Origin of the sequence: Collinsella sp. MSK.8.10 (assembly GCF_019041915.1) — a bacterium.
In the GTDB taxonomy this organism is placed as follows: domain Bacteria; phylum Actinomycetota; class Coriobacteriia; order Coriobacteriales; family Coriobacteriaceae; genus Collinsella.
In genome coordinates, this window is record NZ_JAHPYF010000011.1 from 1 (window position 1) to 24,927 (window position 24,927).

The following is a 24,927-nucleotide window of genomic DNA, read 5'->3' on the forward strand; positions in this document are numbered from 1 at the left end:
GCGTCGTAGCCCTCGTCGGCGACCTTGTCGGCGAGCGCGGTCATCTTCTTGCCGGTCTCGTAGAGCGCCTTGCCGTCCTCGAGGTAGCCCTCCTGGTCGAAATGCATGATCTCGATCTTCTCGGTTTCCTTCATTTGTCTCTCCTTTCTGGGGTTGTCTCCACATCCCCCATGCCAACGGGCACCAAAACCCGCTTACATTCCGTAACACTCGGCCGCTTTGGCCTTAAGCGCATTGACTGACTCTTCGTAGCCCTCTGCCTTGACCTCCATCTGTTTGGAGACGGCATCGAGATACGGGTGCACGTCCCATGACTTCAGACGCTCGGCGATTATGGCCGCAATCGTCTGGAAGAACACAAGATTGGGAATTGCGCTGAGCAGCGGAGCCACCTGAGGCACCGCAACCTCGTGAGCCCTACCCCTGGGATGGGCCGTGAGCAGCACCGTTTTTGTCGTAACGTTCGATAGCGCATCGGCGATATTCGCAAGACGCTCCGACCCCTGCGGATCGTCGACAATAAACACCAGATAACCCGGAACGATCTGCATCTCGGGACCGTGGACGAATTCCTCGCCCTCGTGATGCATGGCAGGAATCTTGATGGTCTCGCTCAGCTTGAGGGCCGCCTCTTCGGCAACGCCATAGTTGGGGCCGTTGCCGACGACCATGGCGGGCATGTGCTCAGAAAGCTCGAGCATGCGGTCTTGGACATATGCCTCGGCAGTCTTGCACATCACGGCATTGGCATGGATAGCCTCGCGCAGGTCGTCAAGACGCTGGGCAACGCCCTTGGCGTCAATCGTTCCGCGCGCCTGACCACCATAAACACCAAAGAGCACCAGGTACTCAACGAGAACCTCGACGCCCAGAGTCACAAAGTCCACCGACTCGACGCCCACACCGTAGTCAAGAACGATGTCAGCGTGCTCCTTGATGGGTGCCTCGACGTTTGCCGTGAGCGCAACTGCAGCCATATCGTGCGCGCGCATGTAATCGAGCGCCGCAATCGTATTGGTCGAATAGCCACTCTGCGAGACGGCGATGTTGAGCGCATACTGCGGATAGGTGTGTTCAAAATCGACGAAGGCCTCGGGCGTCACAACGGACACCTGCATCTGCAGCGCATCTTGCAGGTAATCGCGGGCGCAATCGGCGGCATGGCGCGACGAACCCGAAGCAACGATGCGCAGCGCGTCAAAAGAACCGGACTGGAAAATATCAACGAGCTGCGCTACCAGCTCAGACGAACGCTCGAGGTTCTCTCCCATACGCACATGGGCAAGCTGAACGTAATCGAGCATCTTCATCGTCTCACCTCGTAACAAATCATTAGTATTTGATACCAATCACAGTTACAGGTTACGGCTTTTTGATACCTCTTTGTCGATTAATATATCCCCATCGGCGAACGGTCGATTTTGAGCCATGTAAGGTTGTATATGCAGTCTGCTCAACAAATCAAAATTCTGTCAGCTTTTCAGTCCGTTATGTAAAAAACCAGCTAGTACGTATAGGTATATCCACCCGCATCGCCGCGGTTAAACGACTTGACGTACTCGATCGCCTGGCCGCTCGCATCGAAGCTCACGCACTCCAGCGTCAAGGCAAGATCGCCCTGCTCCAATCCAAGCAGGCCGGCATCTCGCGCGCCCAGCGCTTCGATATCGAGCTTTTCCTGTGCCATGACCGGCTTTCGGCCCAACATCTCATAGGTCTCGTACAAACTGAAGACCGACACGTCAATATCTTCGATTGTGGGAAACAGCAGGCACGGGATGAACGCCGTCTCAATCGATACGGGATCGCCGTTGACGCAGTTCAAACGCCGAATCGAATACAGCAAATCATCCTCGGCAATGCCAAACAGGTTGGCATAATATGGGCCCGCATAACGCTTGGAACGCGCGAGGATACGGACGGACGGCTCGCCGCCCGAAGCACGAACCGATTCGCGAAAGCCTCCCGTTCGCTCGTAGGCAACGGGCACCTTCTGTGCCACAAACGCGCCCTTTCCGCGGACGCGTCGAATCTGCCCACGCCGAACCAGCTCATCGACAGCACTTCGGATGGTCAAGCGTGTCGTACCAAATTCCTCGGCGAGGTCTTTTTCGGACGGAATCATGGAACCCGTGGGATATATGCCGCGCTCGATACGCTCCTCGATGCGGCGTCGAATACGCATATAAACCGGGGTGGCATCTACTGTTTCAGCCATTGTTCACCTGCCACGCTCCTCATGCCGTTCTTTTCGCCGTTATCGGCAAAGCGGAACTTTGTGGGCAAAATCACCGATTTGCAATGCTCCACAAAACGCATGTCCTTATCAAATTCTATCGTGCTCTCATAGAACACCGGCGTCCCCTCTTCTTGCTGGAGCAGCTCGGCCTCTTCGGCGTTCAAACGCGAGATGGAGATATGCTCACGTCCATGCTCAACACGCACGCCGCCTTCTTTGAGCAAGACATCGTAAAGGCTCTCACACTCAAAATCGTGCTCGGGAAGCGAGGGGCACAGGGACAGGTTAACGTGAGCCGTCTCGATTGACGCCGGCTCGCCCTCAATAAGTCGAACACGCTGCATGCGGAGCAAAGGAGCGCCTACAGCAACCCCAAGCTTGTCGGCAAGCGCCTCATCCGCCTCGATGGTCTCGGTGGAAACCAGACGAGAAGAGGGGTGCAGGCCGGCAGTCCGCACAGCATCGGAGAAGTTATACGTTTCCTGAAAGATATTGAGCGGTTTGGGAGGACGCACATACGTACCCGATCCGCGACGGCTCTCGAGCGTTCCACACGAGATGAGCCGCGTGATACCAGCGCGCAACGCCGTACGCGAAACGCCGATCTCTTCGCACAGCACGCGCTCGGCCGGCAGGCGATCGCCGCCGGCAAGCTGATGGTGCTGGATATACCAAAGAATCCCCTCAACAGCACGATCTTTGGGGGGAATTGCATAAGATTCGCCTGCCATCGCACAGACTCCTCATTCAGAAACGTATGCCGCCAAAATTAGGCCAGCCCTCCCATGGCATCAAATTCGGCCTTAATCTTCTCGGCGACATTCCGATACGACTTATATAGGCTTGAATCGCGTTTGACTTCGTCGGTCATAACGGGAATCTCTAATTTGGAAACCTCGTCTTTTCCCGTCTGAACCGCCACAACAACGCCCATACCAAGACACATATTACGCTTGGCAGCGTTCATTTTTGCCGCCTTAGCGGGATTTGCCAGAATACGCTGGGCAAATTCCTGTTTAGAGACCGCTTCATCGGCCTCCGGATCGCCCGCCTCGGCTACTTCGCACTGCAACACGTCCGCATAGTCAAAAATCTTCGGCTCGCCGCCGCGCTGATGCACGGCCCACTTGTGACGCGTGGCATCCTGGTAGATAGCCGGCAAAAACGTAAACCGCGGCGGGTCCAAAATCGTATCCGTGATGGTAAACACATCGGGATCAAAGGCATCCTGCGGGTTTTTCTTCTTGAACAGCCCCATATCAGCCTCCCGTACTAGCATTAAACAACTCAAGCTGAATATAGCACCAATTTCAAGCCGCCGCTTTACCGTATCGGTGCGCGGCGTCTATGGCTCGCCCAGCGGAAAAGTTCACGGACGAGGGCCGGGGCGCCTGCTTTGTTTTGAGAAGTGGGCTCCGCGAACTTCTCAAAACAAAGCAGGCGCCCCGGCCCCGGCAATGTAATCTTGGCTTCCCAAAGTCAGATATGCGGTCTCCAGGGCAGCATCAGCAAAGCCCCCATTACATAAAAAATATCAGCCCCCGCATATCGAAACGGTCGAGAGGGCCTTGCCCGGCGGGGTGGCCTTGCTCCGGGAAGTTCGCGAAGCCCACTTCCCGGAGCAAGGCCACCCCGCCGGGCAAGGCCCCAGCGCGAGACCGTCCCGAATGCCTACCTACTCGTTGTCGCCCGCGGTCATCTGCGTTGCGGAGAGCGCGCCGTCGGCAGCGGTTGCGGCTGCGGCGTCGGGCCAGACCCAGTCGGTGAAGGCCGGGTGATCGTAGCCCTCATCGCACGCGAACTCAAAGGCCTCGGTGCGGAATGCCTCCCACTTATCAATCTGCTCGGCAAACTTATCGGCGTCGACCATGCGCAGCACGTCGGCGGCCAGTACCCAGCGGTCCATGTTGTTCAGGCGCAGCATGTCGAACGGCGTTGTCGTGGAGCCTTTCTCCTCGTAGCCGTGGACGCGGAAGGCATCGTGGCCGGGGCGGTTCCAGATCAGGCGGCGAATCGTGCCGGCATAGGCGTGGAACGCGAAGAGGACGGGCTTCTCGCCGCAGCCGAACAGCTCAGCCCAGCGCTCGTCGCTGAGAGCCTGGTCGTTCTCGCAGACGTTCTGGATCTTGAGCAGATCGACCACGTTGACGAACCACACCTTGATGCCCAGCTCGCGCAGCATGTCGGTTGCAGCCAGAGCCTCAAGCGTCGGCACGTCACCACAGGTGGCGACCACGACGTCGGCCTCGGCGAGCGAATCGGCGGTCGATGCCCACTCCCAGGTCGCAACGCCCTCGGCGAGCTCCGCCTTGGCCTCGTCGACCGTCTGGAAGGTCGGAGCAGGCTGCTTGCCGCAGAAGATGGCGTTGACGCAGTCAGTGGACTGGTAGACGCGCTCGGCCACGGCGAGAGCCATGTTGGCGTCGGCCGGATAGTAGGCGTTTACGATGTGCGTGTCGTTGGCCTTGTTGAGCAGCAGGTCGATAAAGCCGGGGTCCTGATGCGAGAAGCCGTTGTGGTCCTGACGCCAGACGTGACTCGACAGCAAAATGTTAAGGCCGCTGATGGGGGCACGCCACGGAATCTCGCGCTTGGTAGCCTCGAGCCACTTGCAGTGCTGGTTGACCATGGAGTCGACCACATGGACAAAGCTCTCGTAGGAGCTCCACACGCCGGAACGGCCAGTGAGCACGTAGGCCTCGAGGAAGCCCTCGCATTGGTGCTCGGACAGCTGCTCGACGACCTTACCGGAGCCTGCCAGCAGCTCGTCGTTGGCCTCGTCCTCGTAGAAGCCGGCGTCCCACTGCTTCTTGGTCACCTTGTAGGCAGCCTGCAGGCGGTTGGACGCGGTCTCGTCGGGACCAAAGATGCGGAAGTCATCCATGTTCTTGGCCAGAACGTCGGCAGTGTACTCACCAAAGACGCGGGCGGCCTCGGTGGAGCCCCAGCCATGACCCTTAGTTGCGACGGGGACCTCGTGGGCATGAATATCGGGCAGCTCGAGCTCGCGACGCACCTTACCGCCGTTCGCGTTGGGGTTGGCGCCGATGCGCAGCTCGCCGGTCGGCATAAAGGCCGTCACCTCGGGGCGCACCTGGCCCTCGGGCGTAAAGAGCTCCTCGGGCTTGTAGGAACGCAGCCACTCGCGCAGCACGCGGAAGTGCTCGTGGGTGTCCTTGGCACTCGCCAGCGGCACCTGATGCGCGCGCCAGGAGTCCTCGGTCTTCTTGCCGTCGATGTGCTTGGGGCAAGTCCAGCCCTTGGGCGTACGGAACACAATCATGGGGTAGGCCGGGCGGACCACGGTCTCGCCTGAGGCGGCCTGGGCCTGCGCGGTGGCCTTGATGTCACAGATCTCGTCAAAGACCTGCTCAAACAGGGCAGCGAAACGCGCATGAATGCTTGCGTGGCTCTCGTCGTCAAAGCCGGCGACAAAGAAGTGCGGCTTATAGCCCATGCCCTCAAAGAACTTGGTGAGCTCTTCGTCGGACACGCGGGCAAGGATGGTGGGGTTGGCGATCTTGTAGCCGTTGAGGTGCAGGATCGGCAGGACGATGCCGTCGGTTGCCGGGTTCACGAGCTTGTTGGACTGCCAAGAGGTCGCGAGCGGACCGGTCTCGGACTCGCCATCGCCCACCACGGCCACGGCCAGCAGGCTCGGGTTGTCCATAACGGCGCCGTAGGCGTGGCTGAGCGTGTAGCCGAGCTCGCCGCCCTCGTGGATGGAACCGGGCGTCTCGGGCGCAAAGTGGCTCGGGATGCCGCCGGGATAGGAGAACTGGCGGAAGAACTTCTGCAGGCCGGCCTCGTCATTGGTGATGTCGGGGCGAATCTCACGGTAGGTGCCGTCGAGCAACGACTGAGCAGTACCGGCGGGGCCACCGTGACCAGGGCCCATCAAGAAGATAGCATTCTGGTTGTGGTCGGCAATGAGACGATTGACGTGACCGAACAGGAAGTTGATGCCGGGCGTGGTGCCCCAGTGGCCAACCAGGCGGTGCTTAACGTCCGGACGACCGAAATCGCGCACCTCACCGGTTTTCTCATCAACAAAGTCGGGGCGCATTAGCGGGTTAGAGCGAAGGTAGATTTGACCGACGGACAGATAGTTCGATGCGCGCCAATACAGGTCGACGCCCTCGAGCTCGGAAGCCGGCACCTCGTGGCCCAGCTTTTGCCACGGCGTCCCCAGTGTTTTAGCCATTGTTTATGTCCCTTCGCTTTGCGGTCACCCTTCGATACGGCAACCTTTCGTTGGGACTAGTATATTTGCTAAAACGTTTTATCATGGTGAAAAAACGTTTTATCACCCCTATCAATCCCATCGATTAGCAAAACGCGACATTCACCTGCGGCGTTGATTGCCACAGTTGCTCCACATTCGGTCTCTGCAAATTGGTAAACGTGTTTAGTTGTGTTTAGTAAGCTCGAGCACGCTGTCCTTAACGATAAGCTCCGGCTCCAGAACGACCTCTTCGGCACGCCTGCCGCCCCTACCGGCAAGACGCTTGGACATGCAGCCAAAAGCATGCTCCGCAAGGACACCAGGGTCCTGCTCAATCGCGGTCAGCGCCGGCTCAAAGAGAACGTCGGCCGCCGAGTTGTCATAGCTCACCACCGAGATATCGCCCGGGATGCTCTTCCCCATCTCGTGCAAGCGCTTGAGCAAACCGAGGGCAATGTTATCCGAGCTTGCGAACACGGCAGTGGCGTCAGTTGCGAGCACTGCCTCCGAGGCCTCGTATGCGCTCGGAATGTAGTACTCGCTCTCAAACTCCAAACGCGCGTCGATCGGCAGGCCAACCTCGCGCAGCGCGCGCTCATAGCCGGCAAGTCGCTTGCGACCCGTATTGGAACGGCGGGCATTAACCAGGCAGGCAATACGGCGGTGGCCTTGCTCGATCAGATAGCGGGTGGCCATATAGCCGCCCATCTCGTGGTCGAACATCACCTTGTCGCACTCGAGCCCCTCAATGGCACGGTCGACCATTACGGCCGGGATGGGCAGGTGGCTGACTTCTTCGCGCAGGGCGCGGTCATCGGAGAACTCGTCACCCACCACCAGAAAGACGCCATCAACGCCGCGCGTCACCAGCTGGCGCAGCAGCTCCAGATCGTCATCGGCGCTTCCGCCCGAGCTGGTAATGAAGAGCGCATAGCCGTCCTCGCGGCAGCGCTTTTCCAGGCTACCGGCGAGCGAGGCAAAAAAGCGGCTCTCGATGTTAGGGACGATAAGGCCCAGCGTGCGCGACTCGCGCATGACCAGGCTGCGCGCAATCTGGTTGGGAACATAGTGGTTGCGCGCCGCGACCTCTTTGATGAGCTTGCGGTTTTCTTCCGAGATGCGACAGGGCCGATTATTGAGAACAAGCGAGACCGACGAGGGGGAAAGCCCCACCTCCTGGGCGATCTGCTTGAGGGTGACTTTGTTGGCCATCTCGCTCCTTCCGGGTTTACGCGCAATCTCTTGAAAGTATAGCGACTACCCCTCTACCTCGGTGATAAACACTTTACCAATCCGGTGGACGGCTGTTTTATCGCCGCCAGCGCACCAAATCCGTCCGGGTGGGGTATATTGCAATCGATTGATGACAACGACCACCAAAAGGCGGATATTCGTATGCACGAGAACGACTTTTTTAACGAGGACCTGCTGTGCGCGCTCGCTGGCGTTGCCGGCGAGGACAACGTGCTGATGAGCGAGCCCATGCGCGAGCACACCACGTTTAAGATCGGCGGCCCGGCCGACGTCTTTGTCACGCCCGATACCGAGCAGGGCCTCGTCGCCACGCTCGATACCTGCTATCGCTGCGACCTGCCACTCACCATCGTGGGCAACGGCTCCGACTTGCTCGTCGGCGACAAGGGCATCCGCGGCGTCGTCGTAGCGCTGGGCGAGGGCCTCTCCGACATTACGGTCAACGGCACGCACGTCACGGCGGCAGCCGGCGCCCTGCTTTCCGATGTCGCCGCGGCGGCAGCCGAGGCCGGTCTCACCGGCATGGAGCCCATCTCGGGCATTCCCGGATCGGTCGGCGGTGCCTGCTACATGAACGCCGGTGCCTACGGTGCCTGCATGGCCGATGTGCTGGAGTCCGTGCGCGTCTACAAGCCCGCCCGCATGCTCGACGACGGCACCCGCGGTAGCGGCAGCATTATCGAGTTCGATGTCGATGAGCTCAACCTGGGCTATCGCAAGAGCCGCATTGCCGACGACGGTTTCATCGTGCTTTCGGCCACTTTCAATCTCGCCCCGGGCAACGCCGCGATGATCAAGGCCGACATGGACGACTACCGCCAGCGCCGCGAGGACAAGCAGCCGCTCGACATGCCGAGCGCCGGCTCCACCTTCAAGCGCCCCGAGGGCTACTTTGCCGGCAAGCTCATCATGGACGCCGGCCTGCGAGGACACGCCATCGGCGGCGCGCAGGTGAGCGAAAAGCACTGCGGCTTCATCGTCAACGCCGACCACGCCACCGCCGCCGACGTCGACGAACTCATCCGCCACATCCAAACAACCGTCAAAGACCAATTCAACGTAGACCTAGAACCCGAAGTCCACCGAGTCGGCGAATTTTTATAGCCTGCCCACCGCGATCCACTTTAATTAATAACGGGACAAGTGATCTAGCTCACTTGTCCCGTTATCATTTATTTGTGAAGAACATCGGCTAGCCGCAGGATTGAAATCATCGACCGATAAGTGAGTTCCACTTTTTCGCCCGCAAGCAGTCGTTTCGAGCCAATCTCATCTAGCCCCACAAGCTGAGAAAACAGCGGGCTGCTCATCGTGCCCTCGTCAATTGATTCCCTTATGGTCTTCAAAACGTCCGTATCATGAAGCGACGCCGAGCTGTAGGGGGCAACACGAGCGGAACTCTCAATTAACGACGAAACAAAAGGATGGAGATGCTTTGGACATAGTCCATCAAACACCACATCCCCATTGTCATCCGAGCCGACTAGTCGCCAACTATAATGATCGACCCAGTCGTCTCCGTCATATATGGTGTCCATGAGCAACTTCCCGTCTAGAGAGACCTATTTGGACATCGGGGCGCAAGACCGCAATCCATATAGGACCAGCAGCAGCTCCAACCCAACGCACCGCTCGACAATTGCAAATTGCGGCTATTTTAAATCTACATGATCAGTTCGAGTTCGCAACAAGGCGATTATTGCAACTAGGTTATATTTCATTTTCCACTTTGGTGAGCCGTCGGCTCCAAATTCCAAAACCGAAGTCCACGGAGTCGATAAATCCATTTAAAAAAGGCCCCGAAAGGGGCCTTCGCCATATTTATTCAGACAACCAGTCCGGTGTGTGACGCATTGGATCCGAGAGGTCCGTGGCTGCCCGGAAGGCATTAGGTTGATCGCGAGTTCCGCACGAGCCGGAGAGCACTTAATGTGCTCTCCGTGCGAGCAGGACTGCCCGAGCAGGCAACCTAATGCCTTCCGGGCAGCCACGGACCAACTTACTTCAAACCGCCGTTACGACAGTGCAATACCGCCAAGCCAGCCCCAACGCACGCCAGAGCCAGTGCCGTAGAACCGAATAAACGCATCAAGCGACTTAGACGTAATGGCACCCTCGTTGCTCATAACGATGCCGCCGCCAACGTAGATACCCACATGACCGTAGATAAGGCCCGGAGCACCCGTGCCGCTGTGCGAGGAATCGGCCACGATCATGCCCACCTGCAATGCCGAGCGGTCGGAGCTATAGCACCATGCGTTAAACATATCGCACGCGTTGCCGCCAAAGTAGCCAACGCCAGCGTTACGGAAGACATTGGTAACCCACGCCGCGCACCAGTTCTGACCCGGCGAAGGCGTAGAGTAGCACGCGTTGATGACGGCCTGCTGTTTGCCCGAGCCGGCATTCTGTTGCGGGGTTCCGGGCGCATACGATCCGCCACCCGAGCTTGAACCACCCGAGTAGGAATTGTTCTTGTTCGCGGCGGCGGCAGCAGCGGCGGCCTTCCTGGCAGCCTCCTCAGCCTGGGCGGCAGCGAGGATCTCGGAATCGCGCTGAGCCATGAGCTCCTTGACGTCGTCGGAAAGACCGTTCAGCACGGTCTGGACTTCTTGCTGCTTGGCCTGCATATCCTGCATCTGAGCCGTCTGCTGGTCCTTGAGCTTCTCTAAGTCGGCTTTCTGCGACTCAAGCTCGGTCTTTTGCGCATCGAGCTCTTCCTGGATGGTCTGGATATCCTCGATGGCATCGCGGTCGCTCTTGTTGATCTTCTCAACGTAATGCGCGTTGGCGACGAGTTCCTCAAACGAGCCAGAGGCCAGCAGCAGCGACAGGATGTTCGTGCCGCCGGACTTGTAGCTGGCGGCCACGCGATCGGAAAGGTCATTGCGCTTCTTCTTGAGCTCGGCCTTCTTTTCATCGATCTGGGCTTGCGTGTCGTCAATCTTGCCCTGGACATTCTCGATGTCGTTGAGGGTCTGGGCATTCTTGTTGGCCAGCGCCGCATACTCATTTGCGATGCTGTCGAGCTGGGCCTGAACCTCGTCGAGCTGGGCCTGGGCGGCATTCAGTTTATCGGTGGTTTCTTTGGAAGCCTCCGCCGCATGGGCGCGAGCGGGCAGGCCAAAAAGAACTGCCGCAGAAGCGGCGCCGAACAGGGCCTTGAGGGCAGTGCGGCGCGAGAGCTCCTGGGAAAGGATGGAATCGCTGTTTGGTGACATATGTACTCCGTTACATGCTTATTTATATGTCGCTCAACTCATACATATTAGCGTACATATGGCGCGTCCCAACGATTTCCACGAACGGCAGGAAACTGCAAGGTCAGCGGCTCGTAAGCAAATGCCAAAGATCAGGTTATGCGTACGCAAGCTCTTCTATGAGTACGTTAGCACAATCCTCTGCTTTTCCTCAGCGCACGATTTGGGCGTCCCCGCCTGCGCTATACTCCCCTCTAGAAGTGTTCCTGATTCGATAGGAGACTACATGTCCAAAGCACTCGACCCCAAAGACACCTGCGTCCTCGTTACCGGTGGCGCCGGCTTTATCGGCTCGCACACCGTCGTTCAGCTGCTCGAGGGTGGCTACCAGGTCGTCATCGTCGATGATCTCTCCAACTCCAGCGCCGTCGCCGTCGACCGCGTCAAGACCATCGTGGGCGACGAGGCCGCCAAGAACCTCACCTTCTACGAGGCCAACGTGCTCGACCGCGATGCGATGAACAAGATCTTCGATACCCATCAGATCGACCGCGTCATCCACTTTGCCGGCTTTAAGGCCGTCGGCGAGTCGGTGAGCAAGCCCGTCGAGTACTACCACAACAACATCGAGAACACCCTGGTGCTCATCGACGTCATGCGCAACCATGGCTGCAAGTCCATCATCTTCTCGAGCTCCTCGACCGTCTACGGCGACCCGGACAACCCGCCCGTCACCGAGGAAGACCCCAAGAAGCCCGCAACCAACCCCTATGGCTGGACCAAGTGGATGATCGAGCAGATCCTTATGGACGTCCACACCGCCGACCCCGAGTGGGACGTCGTGCTGCTCCGTTACTTCAACCCCATCGGCGCTCATCCGTCGGGCCTGATCGGCGAGGACCCCAAGGGCATCCCCAACAACCTGGTGCCCTATGTCGCCCAGGTCGCCGTGGGCAAGCTCGAGGCCGTTCAGGTCTTTGGCAACGACTACCCCACCCCCGACGGCACCGGCGTGCGCGACTACATCCACGTGTGCGATCTGGCCTCTGGTCACGTTGCCGCCCTTAACTGGATGAACGGCAAGACCGGCGTCGAGATCTTTAACCTGGGCACCGGCACCGGCACCTCGGTACTCGAGGTCGTCGCCGCCTTCTCCAAGGCTTGTGGCAAGGAGCTGCCCTACGTGATCCGCGAGCGCCGCGCCGGCGACATCGCTGCCAACTGGTGCGATGCCTCCAAGGCCGAGCGCATGATGGGCTGGAAGGCCCAGTACGACATCGCGGACATGTGCCGCGATAGCTGGAACTGGCAGAGCCACAACCCCAACGGCTTCACCGACGCCGAGTAGCAAAAACCTACATACCGTTCTTGCCCCGATCTCACGTTGTGAGGTCGGGGCTTTTTCATGGCATGTAGCCATTCGCCGAAAATCGACCAACTTTTTTATCTTGCCTGTACATGTTTAAACAACATGTTTTACAATAGGCGTATCGAATCAGAACATCGGAGGCGGACTGCACACCCATCGGCAGGCCGACCCCACAACAAGAAGGTTGGTGAGCGCATTCATGGAGCGTGCAAGCGGCGTCCTCATGCCCGTCTCATCTCTGCCCGGACCATACGGAATCGGCGGCTTTGGCTGGAATGCCTACGACTTCGTCGATTTTCTCGCCTCGTGCAAACAACATTACTGGCAGATTCTGCCCCTTACGACGACCAGCTATGGCGATTCGCCTTATCAGTCGTTCTCGGCCCGCGCAGGCAACCCCAACTTTATCGACTTTGCCGAGCTTATCGAGGCAGGGTATCTGGAGCAGCGCGATATCGATGGCGTGTATCTGGGATCCGACCCCAGCAATGTCGACTACGGTGCCATCTTTGGTGGCCGCCGTCAGATTCTCGACCGCGCCGCCGAGCGCTTTGCTGCCGACAAGCCGGCCGATTTCGATGACTTTATCCAGGCCAACGAGGACTGGCTCATCCCCTACTGTGAGTTCATGACCGTCAAAGAGGAGTGCGGTCTCAAGGCGTTTTGGGAGTGGCCCGCGGAGCTCCGCACCCGCGGCGAGGCTTCCGCCAAGGTCTGCGCCGACCATCCGGCGCGTATGCTCTACCACCAGATGACGCAGTACTTCTTCGATCGCCAGTGGAGCCGCCTCAAGGCCTATGCCAACGAGCGCGACATTCTCATCATCGGCGACCTGCCCATCTATGTCTCGCGTGACTCCGTCGAGATGTGGGCGACGCCTGAGCTCTTTAAGATCGACACCGCCGGCAATCCCGTGAGCGTCGCCGGCACGCCGCCCGACCAGTTCTCGGCCACCGGCCAGTACTGGGGCAACCCCATCTACGACTGGGACGCCATGGAGTCCGACGGCTTCTCCTGGTGGGAGGGCCGCATTCGCGCCGCCCTCGACATGTACGACGTCATCCGCCTGGATCACTTCCGCGGCTTCGAGGCCTATTGGGAGGTGCCGTTCTCCTCGCCCGATTCGTCCTACGGTTCGTGGACGCAGGGTCCCGGCCTCAAGTTCTTCAAGACGCTCGAGGAAAAGCTCGGCACGCTGCCCATCATCGCCGAGGACCTGGGCTTCCTCACCCCCGGTGTCATCGACATGCGCGACAACTCGGGCTTCCCCGGCATGAAGATCCTGCAGTTTGCCTTTGAGGGCACCAACTCGTACTACCTGCCGCATAACTACATCGCCAACACCGTCGCCTATGTGGGCACCCACGATAACGAGACGGCGCGCGGTTGGTTTGAGGGAACGGCCACCCCGCGTCAGCGCGAGCAGGCAGCCCTGTACACCCATCAGCAGGCCGGCGAACCCATGGCAGATGCACTCAATCGCACCATCGCCGCCAGCGTGAGCGACACGTGCATCTACACCATGCAGGACCTGCTCAACTTGGGCAACGAGGCGCGCATCAACACCCCTGCCACGCTGGGCGGCAACTGGACCTGGCGCATGCTCGACGGCGCCATCACCCGCGAGCTCGAGCACAAACTCACCGACTGGACCGAGACCTACTTCCGCATCCCGTCGGAAGCCGAAATCGAGCTTCCTCAATAGGAGCTACCGCGCCCGACCCCTCCCCACCGTGCGGACGCGCTTGCTTACCCGCGCGAGGCCACCCCAATCCCCTCGCGCGGGATTCTTATGAATTGCAGACATGTAATCAACCCATTACAGGAGGAAACATGCCCCAAATTGACCTCATGGAACTCGCCGAGCAGTCTTTTGGCACCTCGCTCGAGCAGCTCGACGACCGTCGCATTTACAAGCTGCTGGTCAAACTCGTGCAGGAGCGCTCCGCCGCCTGCCCGCTCAACAACGGCAAGAAAAAGCTCTATTACATTTCCGCCGAATTTTTGATCGGCAAGCTGCTCATCAACAACATGATCGACCTCGGCATCTACGACGAGGTTAAGGACCAGCTCACCGCCGCAGGCCACGACCTCAACAAGATCGAGGAGTTCGAGGTCGAGCCGTCGCTCGGCAACGGCGGCCTGGGCCGCCTGGCCGCGTGCTTCCTGGATTCCATCGCCACGCTGGGCTTGACCGGCGATGGCGTGGGCCTCAACTATCACTACGGTCTGTTCCGTCAGCGCTTTGTCGACAACCAGCAGAAGGCCGTCCCCGACGAGTGGCTCGGTGAGCAGGACATCCTAGTCGACGATGACCGCTCCTACACCGTCGAGTTCGGCGATTTTGCCGTTACCTCCAAGCTCGTCAACATCGACGTGCCCGGTTACGGCCAGCCCACCAAGAACCGTCTGCGCTTGTTCGACCTGGCGAGCGTCGACGACGGCCTGGTCCCCGGCAGCTCCATCGACTTCGACAAGACCGAGATCGCCAAAAACCTCACCTTGTTCCTCTACCCCGACGATTCCGACGAGCAGGGCCGCCTGCTTCGCATCTACCAGGAATACTTCATGGTGAGCAACGCCGCCCAGCTCCTGATCGACGAGGCCATCGAGCGCGGCAGCAACCTGCACGATCTGGCCGACTACGCCGTGGTCCAAATTAACGACACGCACCCCACCATGGTCATCCCCGAGCTCATTCGCTTGCTCACCACCGAGCATGGCATCGAGTTTGACGAGGCCGTGACCATCGTACGCTCCATGGTCGCCTACACTAACCACACGATTCTTGCCGAGGCGCTCGAGAAGTGGCCGCTCGCCAGCCTGCAGAAGGTCTCCCCTGTCATCGCCGACATTATCGTCAAGCTCGATGAGATCGCGAAGGCCGAGCACGATGACCCGCGCGTCGCCATCATCGACGAATACGACACCGTCCACATGGCCCACATGGACATCCACTTTGGCTTCTCCATCAACGGCGTAGCCGCCCTCCACACCAAGATCTTGGAGGACACCGAGCTTCATCCGTTCTACGAGATCTATCCCGAGAAGTTCTCCAACAAGACCAACGGCATCACCTTCCGCCGCTGGATCCATGGGGCCAACCCCGCGCTCGCCAGCCTGCTCGACGATGTGATCGGCACCGACTGGCGCAGCACCGGCGATCTGAGCAAACTCGCCAAGTTCGCCGACGACAAGGACGTTCTTGAGCGCCTGGCCGCCACCAAGGTCGAGGCCAAGGCCATCATGCGCCAGTTCATGGCGCTCGAGCAGGGCGTGACCATTCCCTCCAACGCCATCATCGACGTTCAGGTCAAGCGTATCCACGAGTACAAGCGCCAGCAGATGCTCGCGCTCTACATCATCTGGAAGTACCTCGATATCAAGAACGGCAACAGGCCTAAGCACCCCGTCACCATCATCTTTGGCGGCAAGGCGGCGCCTGCCTACACTATCGCGCAGGACATCATCCATCTGATCCTGACGCTGTCGCAGTGGATTGCAAACGACCCCGACGTGGCTCCCTACCTGCAGATTGTCATGATCGAGAACTACAACGTCACCGCCGCCGAGCGCGTGATCCCCGCCGCTGACATCTCCGAGCAGATCAGCCTGGCCTCCAAGGAGGCGAGCGGCACCTCCAACATGAAGTTCATGCTCAACGGCGCCCTAACCCTGTGCACGCTCGACGGTGCCAACGTGGAGATTGCCGAGCTCGTGGGCGACGAGAACATCTATACCTTTGGTGCCTCGTCCAAACAGGTCGAGCAGCTCTACGCCGACGGCACCTACAACGCCGGTGCGCTCTACCGCAAGCCCGGCATTAAACTGCTGGTGGACTTCATCACCAACCCGGCCTTTATGGCAACCGGCAACGCCGAGCGCCTGCAGCGCCTGCACGACGACATTAAGGGCAAGGACTGGTTTATGGCCCTGCTCGACATTGAGGAGTACATCCAGACCAAGGAGCGCGTGCTGGCCGACTACGAGGACCAGGACGCCTGGATGCGCAAGGCGCTCATCAATATCGCCAACGCCGGCACCTTCTCGTCCGACCGTACGATCTCCCAGTACAACGACGAGATCTGGCACCTGAGCTAGCTCATTCCCCTTACCCATCCTCTTGAGAAACGGAGTCGTGGCAACACGGCTCCGTTTTTTGTGCCCGCACGTTACCCTGTGATCCGACTCGGCCAAACAATCTCGATCCGTAGCAATTACTCAACCAAAACGGTCCCAGCCGTTACAGATTGAGACATACCGGCCCCTCCCCTTGGGTTTATCTCAATCTGTAACATCTAGCAGGTGAAATTCGCCTTTGGTGTTACAGATTTTGATGAAATGGTTAGCTCAGCGGAACTGTCTCGATCTGTAACATCTAACGTCCGAAATCGGCCCTATCCGTTACAGATCGAGACAAACGACCGGTCAGACAGTCCCAACACAAAGAAAGGCTCCCCTCTCGCCCAGTGGACGGGAGGGGAGCCTTATATGTGACCGCGGCAAAAGGATGGCAATACCGCAGTCGCCCAAAGGAAGGGCCTGGTTGCACCGGGCCTAGATAAGGTTCTTGCCAGAGACCTTATCGAAGAGGTGGGTCGCGTTCTTCTCAAACTTGAACCAGATGGGGTCGCCCGCCTTGATCGCGCCCTTGGCCTCGAGGTCGACGACGGGAATGATCAGGACAAACTGGCCGTCGGGAGCAGTCACGTGGACATGCTCGGTCGAGCCCATGAGCTCGGTCACCTCGACGGTGCCCTGGAGCGCACCCTCCTCGCCCTTGTCGGCAAGCAGAATCTGCTCGGGACGCACGCCGGCCGTAATCTCCTTCACGTCGCCGCCGTCCCAGTTGAGGGCAAGCTGAGCGCAGGTCTCGGGGGCGAGCGCCACGTTCATATCCTCGGTCTTGACGGTAAAGCCGTTGCCCGAGCGCACCAGCTGGGCATCGAAGAAGTTCATCTGCGGCACGCCGATGAAGCCGGCGACGAAGATGTTCGCGGGATGGTTGAAGACCTCCTGCGGGGTGGCGATCTGCTGGACGACGCCGTCCTTCATGACCACGATGCGATCGCCGAGGGTCATAGCCTCGGTCTGGTCGTGGGTAACGTAGATGAAGGTGCCCTTGATCTCGTGACGCAGCTTAATGAGCTCGGCGCGCATCTGGTTACGCAGCTTGGCATCCAGGTTGGACAAGGGCTCGTCCATCAGGAAGACCTTGGGGTCACGCACGATGGCGCGGCCGATGGCGACACGCTGGCGCTGGCCACCCGAAAGCGCCTTAGGCTTACGGTCGAGATACTCGGTAATGCCCAGGATCTCGGCAGCAGAGCGAACCTTGCGGTCGATCTCGTCCTTGGGGACCTTCTTGAGCTCGAGCGTAAATGCCATGTTCTCGTACACCGTCATATTGGGGTACAGAGCGTAGCTCTGGAACACCATGGCGATGTCGCGGTCCTTGGGCGCCACGTCGTTGACGCGCTTGCCGTCGATGAGCACGTCGCCCGAGGTAATGTCCTCCAGGCCGGCGACCATGCGCATCGTCGTGGACTTACCGCAGCCAGAGGGGCCAACGAGGACGATGAACTCCTGGTCGTGAACGGTGAGGTTGAAGTCCTCTACAGCGAGCACACCGTCCTCGGTAACCTTGAGGTTGTGCTTCTTCTCCTCGGTCTTCTTCTTTTTGCCAAAGAAGCCCTTCTTTTTTGACTCGTTGTTGGGATACACCTTCTGAACATGTTTGAGAACGATCTCGGCCATGTCTCTACCTTTCGATACGCGGCGCCGCGCTGAGGGGCGCCGCCAAAACTTGCAAAACAGTTACGGCATCAGCCCTTGACGGCACCTGCCACCACACCGTCGATGATGTACTTCTGGCAGAAGATGTACATGATGACGATGGGGACAACGACCATCATGATGCAGGCCATCATGGGGCCGAGCTCGACGTGGCCGTAGCCGCCGCGGAAGTACTGGATCAAGATAGGAATGGTCTTGTACTTGGTGGAGTCGAGCGTGAGGTAGGGCAGCAGATAGTCGTTCCAGACCCACATGGTCTCGAGGATGCCAACCGAAAGATAGGTGGGCTTCATGATGGGGAGGACGATCTTAAAGAACACCTGGACCGGGTTGCAGCCATCGATCATGGCCGCCTCTTCGATCTCGAGCGGGATGTTCTTTACAAAGCCGGCGAACATAAAGACCGCCAGGCCAGCGCCAAAGCCCAGATAGATAAAGCAGATGTTGAACGGCGTGTTAAAGCCAATGCGGTCCGCCAAATTGGACAGCGTGAACATGAGCATCTGGAAGGGCACGACCATCGAGAACACGAACAGGTAATAGAAGAAGTTCGAGATCTTGTTGTTGACACGAACCACGTACCAAGCGCACATGGAGCAGCACAGCAAGATCAGCACGACCGACGTGACCGTAATGATGAGCGAGTACATAAATGCCGAGGCAAATCCCTGCTCGTTAAGGGCATGCACGTAGTTTGCAAGGCCGTTGAACGTCTCGGGCGTGAGCAGATCGAACGCCGTGGTGGTGCTGATTGCGGTCGCTTTCTTAAAGGAATTGAGCGCAATCATGAACACGGGGTAGATCCACGCGAGCGACAGGATCGTAAAGAAAATCGAGAGCGCGCGGTTGATAGCCTTATCGCGTTTCATTACTGCTGCACCTCCTTGGACCTCGTGGCCTTAAGCTGGATCATAGAGATAGCAACGACCAGGATGCAGAAGATAACTGCCTTGGCCTGACCGATGCCCTGCCATGCGATGCCAGCACGCGAATAGAACGTGTTGTAGATATTCAGGGCGAGCATCTCGGTGGAGTGCGCGGGGGCGCCGCCGGTAAGGGCGAGGTTCTGGTCGAACAGCTTAAAGCCGTTGGTGATGGACAGGAACAGGCAGATGGTGATGGTCGGCATCAGGTTAGGGATCTTAACCTTCCAAAATGTCTGCCATGCCGTAGCACCGTCGACCTTGGCGGCCTCGATGTAGTCGGACGGAATGGACTGCAGACCGGCGATGTAGATGATCATCATGTAGCCGACCTGCTGCCACAGGGTCAGGATGATAAGACCCCAGAAGCCAGCAGCGGAGTTAAGGGCGATAAGCTGGGCACCCACGTTGGAGAGCAGGCAGTTGATCAAAATCTGCCAAATGTAGCCCAGCACGATACCGCCGATCAGGTTAGGCATAAAGAAGATCGTACGGAAGATGTTGGTGCCCTTGAGCGCCTTGCGGGTAAGCGCCTGCGCAATGGCGAGGGCGATCACGTTGATGAGCACCGTCGACAGGAAGGCAAACGCCACCGTAAAGAAGAACGACGTGGCAAACTGCGGATCGGACAGTGCGCGCACATAGTTCTCGATACCGACAAAATGCGCGTTGTTGATGGTAATAAACTGGCAGAACGAGAGATAGAAGCCCTGGATAAAGGGGATCACGAACCCGATCATAAACGCCAGGCACGTGGGCAGCATAAAGAGCGGCCACCAGCGCTTGAGTGCTTTGCCCATAAAAGGGTCCTTTCAATATGCAGGGGGCGGGCAAACCAACGTCTGCCCGCCCCCTGTCGCTAATCAGATAGCTTGGGCAGCAACTGCTTACTCGGAAGCAGCCTTCTCGGTCTTCCAGCCATCGACGAAGGCGTTCTTGACGCCGTCCCACTTGCTGTTGTCGGCAGCATAGGCGATCAGAGCCTGCTTGAGGTTCTTCTTCCACTCCTCAGAGGGAATGTAGACGAAGTCCCAAGCAACGGTCTTCTTGCCGTCTTTGGCCATAGCAACGGCCTGCTGCGAGAAGACGTTGGTGGTCTCCTTAGCGCTCTTGAACGGGGCGGTCAGACCCATCTTGTCAGCGATGATGCTGGTGGCGGTGTCAGAAGTGACGCACCAATACATGAAGTCCTCGGTGGCCTTCTGGGCATCCTCGGAAGCCTGGGAGCTGACGCACCAGTAGTTCTCGCCGCCGGAGCACAGGCCCTGGTTCTCCTCGCCGTCAACACCGATGTAGATCGGCAGCATGCCGAGCTGGTCGTCGGTCATACCGGCCTTGGTGAGATCAGCATAGGCCCAAGAGCCGTTCTGATAGAAGACGGCCTTGCCGGTTGCGAACTCGTTGGTGGCGTCGTCGCCGGTCTTGGAGGCAAGCTGCGAAGGATCGCAGGTGGAGTCGGTGATATACAGGTCGAAGATCTGCTTAAAGTTGTCGAGATACTCGCCCTTGATCTCGTCGTCCTCCTGGTTGTGCTCCTTCTCGAACTCGTAGTAGAGCGGGAGGTTGGCGAGGTGGGTGGTGTAGCGCCAGCTGGAAGAGTCATCCATACCGGCGGAAGTGAAGGCACCGTCAACGCCGAGCTCGTCCTTGCGGGCCTGGATGTCATCGGCGCAAGCCTTCAGCTTGTCGAAGGAGTTGATGTCCTCGGCCTTGTAGCCGGCCTTCTCGAGGAGCTCCTTGTTGTAGATGATGCCGTAGCTCTCCTGAACCCAGTCGATACCCAGATCCTTACCGTCGGACTGCAGCGCCAGGGAGTCATCGATGAGCTCACCGCGGAGCTTGGTATCGGACAGGTCGGCGCAGTAGTCCTTCCAGTTCTTAAGGCCGGTGGGGCCGTTGACCTGGAACAGCGTCGGAGCGGAGCTCTTGGACATCTCGGACTTGAGCTTCTCCTCGTAGGTGTTGGAGGCGGCGGTCACGATCTTGACCTCGACGCCCTTCTCCTTCTTGTACGCCTTGGCGATCTCCTTCCACTCCTTATCGACCTCGGGCTTGAACTGGAGGAAGTAGACCTCGGCGGCGTCACCAGAGGCAGCAGAGCCGGAGCCGGCGGAGCCACCGCAGCCCACGAGGCCCAGACCAAGAACCGCAGCCGCGGAGCCAGCGAAGCCCAGGAACTGCCTTCTGCTCATTTCGTTCTTCATTACAATCCACCCTTTCACACCGTGGCGGCACCCTTTGCCGCCGCCTTCGGAGATTGGCTCGGGGACTTTGCCCCTTTTGCTGATTTGTACAATACGCTATTTGGCTAGTTGTTTGAACAAGTATTACTAGAGCGGTAGAAAAACTTCGGTGAACGGTAATTTCAGCTTGATGCTTGACAAGTTTTGTATAAACAATTATTTGTTATCGAATGCAGAGAAAACGCCCGGTCAAACCGATGCATCGTCGGTTTGACCGGGCGTTTTCGCTTTGAGGGCATGAGTCTCGTCAGGCTGCGAGCTAGCCGGCTATCGCTTGGAGTTGACGCGGTAGTGGAAGATCTCGGGATGCGTGCGGGCATGCGTGACCTCGAACAAGATGCCGTCCGAGGTGTACGACTGGCTTTCCATAACGGCGACACAGTTGTATTTGCCAAGGTCCAAGTAGCTGCAGTCCTCATCGTTGGCGAGCTCGACACTCACCGTACGGCGACTCGCCATCACCTTGACGCCGCGTTTGTGCTCCAGATAGTCGTAAATTGACCTTGCGGCGATCTCGGGCGTCAGGCCTTTGGCGATCGACTCCAGAAAATAGCCGTGGTCCACCTGGCGAGCACTACCGTTAAGGCTACGGACGCGCACCACGCGAATCAACTCCTCGCCCACCTTAAAGCCCAGGCGACGAGAGAGTTGCTCAGTGCAAATCAAATGTTCAAAGGACTTAACGTCCGTCGATGCAACGGCATTGTTGCGCTTTGCAAATTCGCCAAACGACTCGACTTCCTCGAGTGCGCCCAGCATGTCGGTTTCGCCCTTGAGCCAAATAACGCGCACGCCCTTGCCGTGTATAGGCTGCACAAACATCTGGTCGGCCAGCATGCTCAAGGCGCGTCGAACGGTATTGCGCGTGCAGCCAAACTCCGCGGTCAGCTCGGCTTCGGTTGGCAGCATCTCCTGAAACGCATAGGTCCCGTTAATGATGCGCGAACGGATCTCGCGGTAGATTCCTTCGTAAATCGCTTTTGGCATGACTTCACCTCTAATGAATATGTATGGCTAGGCACGATAGCATTTCTTGGAGTTGTTCAAACCGATTATCGGTAAAGCACGGATTATTTACCGTCGACGGTTCCCCCGAAACCCAAATCGGACCGAATCAAAACCGTCAATGCGGCAAGCAGCCAGTCCTCTACAATGAGTTCATTGTTTAAACGTTCTTGCTCGCACAGCATGTTGCACCCGGAAGGCATATTATGCTGCAGAAAATCCAACGTTTTGGCGGAGCCATGTTCGCGCCCGCCATGCTGTTTTCTATATCAGGCCTCATGGTCGGCATCTCCGCCCTCGCCACGACCGTAGACATCGTCGGTGACCTCGCCGTATACGGAACGCCCTGGTACTTTTTTTGGACCATCGTCCAACGCGGATCATGGACGGTCTTCAAGCGTCTGCCGCTCCTGTTTGCCATCGCGCTGCCCATCGGCCTTGCTCAAAAGCAACCGGCGCGCTGCTGCCTCGAGGCGCTCGCGGCCTATTTTGCCTACTGCTTCTTTTTGAGTGAAATGATCGGGATCAGCGGCAATAACCTGGGCCTCATGTATCCCTCGCCCCTGGCCCCTGCCACCGGCATCACCGTCATTGACGGCATCAAGACGCTCGACACCGGCATTATCGGACCGCTGACAGTCTCGACCATCGTCGTTGCGATCCACGACCGCTTCTACGACGCCAAGGTGCCCGATTGGCTCGGTACCTTCTCGGGCTCCTCGCTGGTCTACCTCATCAGCTTTTTTGCCGTGCTCGCCCTTGCCGCCATCTCGGCCGCCATCGTGCCCTCCGTATACGCAATGACCGAAACGCTGCGCCATGCACTTACGAGCGTCGGCCCCTTCGGCGTGGGCATCTTTGTGTTTTTGGAGCGAGCGCTCGAGCCCATGGGGCTGCACCACCTGCTCTACATGCCGATCTACTACGACAACCTGGTCATTAACGACGGCATCTACGCCACGTGGAGCAGCTTGCTCCCCATCCTCTCCCATAGCACGCGCCCCCTTAATGAGCTTGCGCCGTGGGCCGGTTTTACCGCCACCGGCTGGGTCAAGCTCTTTGGCCTTCCTGCCATCGCAGCCGCGTTCTACTCCACCGCAAAACCCGAGCGCCGCGCCGGCCTCAGGGTCATCCTTGTTCCCGCCATCATCGCCTCAGTGGTTTGCGGCGTTACCGAGCCACTCGAGTTTCTCTTTATGTTCACCCACCCCGGGCTCTTTTTGCTCTACGCCGTCTTATCGTCTTGCCTTGCCACAACCATGAATCTCTTTGGCATCGTCGGCATCTTCTCGGGCGGCCTCATGGAGATGGCAGCCTTCAACTTTATTCCGCTCATGCGCACGCATGCCGGTGCCTATCTTTTGGCGCTCGGTATCGGCCTTGCCTTTAGCCTCATCTTTTTTGTTAGTTTTCGAGCACTCATCTTGATCCATGACCTTAAGACGCCGGGCCGCGAGGATCATGTCGCCAATCGCGCGGCAATCGATCGTTTAACGAAAAGCGGCTTTGCTAAAGAGCAATCTCCCAATGACGAGGTCAATAGTCGATCCGATCAAGATCACGTCCTCGCTGAGCGGGTAATTCAGCTTTTAGGTGGCGTTGGCAATATTGTGGGCGCAACCAACTGCGCCACGCGCCTGCGCGTCGAGGTCGCAGACCCTTCCATCGTTGCAGATAACGTGTCGTTTGTCGCGGTGGGCGCCAAGGGCCTCATCATTACGGGCAAGACCGCCCAGGTGATCATCGGCATCTCCGTTCCCCGCGTTAAAGAGCATTTTGACCAGATCATGGGCCTCGAGCCGGGATTTGTGCCCACCACCTCGGCCTCCCCTGCCACCAGCCCAACCCACAAGCACGGCGATATCTGTTTCTTCGACATTGACGGCACGCTCGCGTGGCAAGACCCCAGGCTCGCCCAAGACCTTCCCGAAGACGAGCGGGACCTCTCCCCCTATCCCAACGAGGCGGTTTCGCAGGCAATCCGCGAGTTCGTCGCCAACGGCAACATGGCCTTTATCTGCACAGGGCGCACCCTCAGCTGCATCCACCCCAAACTTCTTGAGCTGCCCTGGACCGGCATCGTCTGTCTTGCGGGCGGTTACGCCGAGATCAACGGACACGCAATTCGCGATCTGTCGATGACGCCCAGTATGCTGCAGCGTCTTGCCCCCTACCTTGAGCAGTCGGGCGAGGTCATCCGCTTTGAGGGCCTCAACGGCGTCGTGCGTATGAGTGCCGATGCCCCCGATGCCCCCGGATACGCGCGCACCCTGGGCGACGCAGTCACGCAGCTGCAACATTACAGTGCCTACAAGATCTTGATGTCTACATCGCTCGCCAACCACATCGCTCAAGATAAGGCACTTGAGCCGCTGCTGTGCTTTAACGAGCTCGAACTCGAGGTAACCGAAATCTCGCCCCGCGAATGCACGAAGCGCGGGGGCATCCAGTCTGTACTCAACACCCTCGACCCCCACCACGGAACCGTATACGGCATCGGCGACGCCAGCAATGACGTCTCGCTGATGAACGCCGTCGATGTCGGTATCGCCATGGGCAATGCGCCGGACTATCTCAAAAAGCGCGCCGACTACATCACCGACTCGGTCGACAAAGATGGCGTCGTCAAGGCGCTCGAGCACTTTAGGCTTATATAAGCAGCCGGCACGCGAA

Annotated in this window: 18 protein-coding genes; 5 read left to right on the forward strand and 13 right to left on the reverse strand. The window is 58.6% G+C overall.

What is annotated here, in order from left to right:
• Positions 1-194: 194 nt before the first annotated feature.
• From KTF55_RS09465 to KTF55_RS09490, 6 genes are all read right to left on the reverse strand, one after another.
• A complete protein-coding gene (locus tag KTF55_RS09465; RefSeq protein WP_217108480.1) occupies positions 195-1,310 on the reverse strand; it encodes an SIS domain-containing protein in 1,116 nt (371 codons plus the stop codon).
• A gap of 194 nt (positions 1,311-1,504) precedes the next feature.
• A complete protein-coding gene (locus tag KTF55_RS09470; protein ID WP_099432289.1) occupies positions 1,505-2,218 on the reverse strand; it encodes a GntR family transcriptional regulator in 714 nt (237 codons plus the stop codon).
• Entirely contained in the window at positions 2,203-2,970 is a 768-nt protein-coding gene (locus KTF55_RS09475) for a GntR family transcriptional regulator (RefSeq protein ID WP_217108479.1), read from the reverse strand. The genes KTF55_RS09470 and KTF55_RS09475 overlap by 16 nt, the downstream gene beginning before the upstream one ends.
• A gap of 38 nt (positions 2,971-3,008) precedes the next feature.
• Positions 3,009-3,497: a hypothetical protein gene (locus KTF55_RS09480; protein ID WP_217108478.1), complete on the reverse strand. Its 489-nt coding sequence runs from the start codon at positions 3,495-3,497 to the stop codon at positions 3,009-3,011.
• 417 nt (positions 3,498-3,914) lie between these two features.
• A complete protein-coding gene (locus KTF55_RS09485) occupies positions 3,915-6,443 on the reverse strand; it encodes a phosphoketolase (RefSeq protein ID WP_217108477.1) in 2,529 nt (842 codons plus the stop codon).
• 204 nt (positions 6,444-6,647) lie between these two features.
• Positions 6,648-7,676: a LacI family DNA-binding transcriptional regulator gene (locus tag KTF55_RS09490; RefSeq protein ID WP_089573627.1), complete on the reverse strand. Its 1,029-nt coding sequence runs from the start codon at positions 7,674-7,676 to the stop codon at positions 6,648-6,650.
• 183 nt (positions 7,677-7,859) lie between these two features.
• Between KTF55_RS09490 and murB the strand changes: the two genes are divergently transcribed.
• Positions 7,860-8,822, forward strand: coding sequence for a UDP-N-acetylmuramate dehydrogenase (murB, locus tag KTF55_RS09495; protein ID WP_217108476.1), 963 nt, complete (start codon positions 7,860-7,862; stop codon positions 8,820-8,822).
• A 68-nt stretch (positions 8,823-8,890) separates the two neighbouring features.
• On the opposite strand, the gene KTF55_RS09500 is transcribed toward murB, so the two are convergent.
• Positions 8,891-9,256, reverse strand: coding sequence for a hypothetical protein (locus KTF55_RS09500; protein WP_118385237.1), 366 nt, complete (start codon positions 9,254-9,256; stop codon positions 8,891-8,893).
• Between the two features lie 477 nt (positions 9,257-9,733).
• Positions 9,734-10,939 carry a hypothetical protein gene (locus KTF55_RS09505; protein ID WP_217108475.1) on the reverse strand — a complete coding sequence of 402 codons (1,206 nt, stop codon included), beginning with the start codon at positions 10,937-10,939 and terminating at the stop codon, positions 9,734-9,736.
• Between the two features lie 265 nt (positions 10,940-11,204).
• On the opposite strand from KTF55_RS09505, the gene galE reads away from it, so the two are divergent.
• The 3 genes from galE (at position 11,205) to glgP (ending at position 16,388) form a co-directional block, all read left to right on the forward strand.
• On the forward strand, positions 11,205-12,266 hold the full coding sequence (galE, locus tag KTF55_RS09510) for a UDP-glucose 4-epimerase GalE (RefSeq protein WP_217108474.1): 1,062 nt from the start codon (positions 11,205-11,207) through the stop codon (positions 12,264-12,266).
• Positions 12,267-12,474: 208 nt separating this feature from the next.
• A complete protein-coding gene (gene malQ, locus KTF55_RS09515; RefSeq protein WP_226790781.1) occupies positions 12,475-13,992 on the forward strand; it encodes a 4-alpha-glucanotransferase in 1,518 nt (505 codons plus the stop codon).
• Between the two features lie 128 nt (positions 13,993-14,120).
• The gene (gene glgP, locus KTF55_RS09520; RefSeq protein ID WP_226790778.1) at positions 14,121-16,388 is read left to right on the forward strand and encodes a glycogen/starch/alpha-glucan family phosphorylase; all 2,268 of its coding nucleotides are present in this window, start codon (positions 14,121-14,123) and stop codon (positions 16,386-16,388) included.
• 456 nt (positions 16,389-16,844) lie between these two features.
• Here glgP and KTF55_RS09525 read toward each other — a convergent pair whose 3' ends face one another.
• The 5 genes from KTF55_RS09525 to KTF55_RS09545 form a co-directional block, all read right to left on the reverse strand.
• The gene (locus KTF55_RS09525; protein ID WP_217108473.1) at positions 16,845-18,044 is read right to left on the reverse strand and encodes an ABC transporter ATP-binding protein; all 1,200 of its coding nucleotides are present in this window, start codon (positions 18,042-18,044) and stop codon (positions 16,845-16,847) included.
• A gap of 68 nt (positions 18,045-18,112) precedes the next feature.
• Positions 18,113-18,952: a carbohydrate ABC transporter permease gene (locus KTF55_RS09530; RefSeq protein WP_217108472.1), complete on the reverse strand. Its 840-nt coding sequence runs from the start codon at positions 18,950-18,952 to the stop codon at positions 18,113-18,115.
• Positions 18,952-19,806, reverse strand: coding sequence for a carbohydrate ABC transporter permease (locus KTF55_RS09535; protein WP_117759387.1), 855 nt, complete (start codon positions 19,804-19,806; stop codon positions 18,952-18,954). The genes KTF55_RS09530 and KTF55_RS09535 overlap by 1 nt, the downstream gene beginning before the upstream one ends.
• A gap of 87 nt (positions 19,807-19,893) precedes the next feature.
• Entirely contained in the window at positions 19,894-21,210 is a 1,317-nt protein-coding gene (locus KTF55_RS09540) for an ABC transporter substrate-binding protein (RefSeq protein WP_217108471.1), read from the reverse strand.
• 306 nt (positions 21,211-21,516) lie between these two features.
• A complete protein-coding gene (locus KTF55_RS09545) occupies positions 21,517-22,236 on the reverse strand; it encodes a GntR family transcriptional regulator (protein ID WP_161156614.1) in 720 nt (239 codons plus the stop codon).
• 224 nt (positions 22,237-22,460) lie between these two features.
• Here KTF55_RS09545 and KTF55_RS09550 point away from each other — a divergent pair, with 224 nt between their 5' ends.
• Positions 22,461-24,911, forward strand: coding sequence for a PTS transporter subunit EIIC (locus KTF55_RS09550; protein ID WP_217108470.1), 2,451 nt, complete (start codon positions 22,461-22,463; stop codon positions 24,909-24,911).
• Positions 24,912-24,927: the final 16 nt, after the last annotated feature.

Excerpts from the sequence above, each read along its gene's own strand:
- KTF55_RS09475 (WP_217108479.1), bottom strand. The coding sequence starts at position 2,970 with ATGGCAGGCGAATCTTATGCAATTCCCCCCAAAGATCGTGCTGTTGAG.
- murB (WP_217108476.1), top strand. The coding sequence starts at position 7,860 with ATGCACGAGAACGACTTTTTTAACGAGGACCTGCTGTGCGCGCTCGCT.
- KTF55_RS09485 (WP_217108477.1), bottom strand. The coding sequence starts at position 6,443 with ATGGCTAAAACACTGGGGACGCCGTGGCAAAAGCTGGGCCACGAGGTG.
- KTF55_RS09505 (WP_217108475.1), bottom strand. The coding sequence starts at position 10,939 with ATGTCACCAAACAGCGATTCCATCCTTTCCCAGGAGCTCTCGCGCCGC.
- KTF55_RS09550 (WP_217108470.1), top strand. The coding sequence starts at position 22,461 with ATGCTGCAGAAAATCCAACGTTTTGGCGGAGCCATGTTCGCGCCCGCC.
- KTF55_RS09470 (WP_099432289.1), bottom strand. The coding sequence starts at position 2,218 with ATGGCTGAAACAGTAGATGCCACCCCGGTTTATATGCGTATTCGACGC.
- KTF55_RS09545 (WP_161156614.1), bottom strand. The coding sequence starts at position 22,236 with ATGCCAAAAGCGATTTACGAAGGAATCTACCGCGAGATCCGTTCGCGC.
- KTF55_RS09500 (WP_118385237.1), bottom strand. The coding sequence starts at position 9,256 with ATGGACACCATATATGACGGAGACGACTGGGTCGATCATTATAGTTGG.
- KTF55_RS09535 (WP_117759387.1), bottom strand. The coding sequence starts at position 19,806 with ATGGGCAAAGCACTCAAGCGCTGGTGGCCGCTCTTTATGCTGCCCACG.
- KTF55_RS09465 (WP_217108480.1), bottom strand. The coding sequence starts at position 1,310 with ATGAAGATGCTCGATTACGTTCAGCTTGCCCATGTGCGTATGGGAGAG.
- KTF55_RS09490 (WP_089573627.1), bottom strand. The coding sequence starts at position 7,676 with ATGGCCAACAAAGTCACCCTCAAGCAGATCGCCCAGGAGGTGGGGCTT.
- KTF55_RS09540 (WP_217108471.1), bottom strand. The coding sequence starts at position 21,210 with ATGAAGAACGAAATGAGCAGAAGGCAGTTCCTGGGCTTCGCTGGCTCC.
- KTF55_RS09525 (WP_217108473.1), bottom strand. The coding sequence starts at position 18,044 with ATGGCCGAGATCGTTCTCAAACATGTTCAGAAGGTGTATCCCAACAAC.
- galE (WP_217108474.1), top strand. The coding sequence starts at position 11,205 with ATGTCCAAAGCACTCGACCCCAAAGACACCTGCGTCCTCGTTACCGGT.
- glgP (WP_226790778.1), top strand. The coding sequence starts at position 14,121 with ATGCCCCAAATTGACCTCATGGAACTCGCCGAGCAGTCTTTTGGCACC.
- KTF55_RS09480 (WP_217108478.1), bottom strand. The coding sequence starts at position 3,497 with ATGGGGCTGTTCAAGAAGAAAAACCCGCAGGATGCCTTTGATCCCGAT.
- KTF55_RS09530 (WP_217108472.1), bottom strand. The coding sequence starts at position 18,952 with ATGAAACGCGATAAGGCTATCAACCGCGCGCTCTCGATTTTCTTTACG.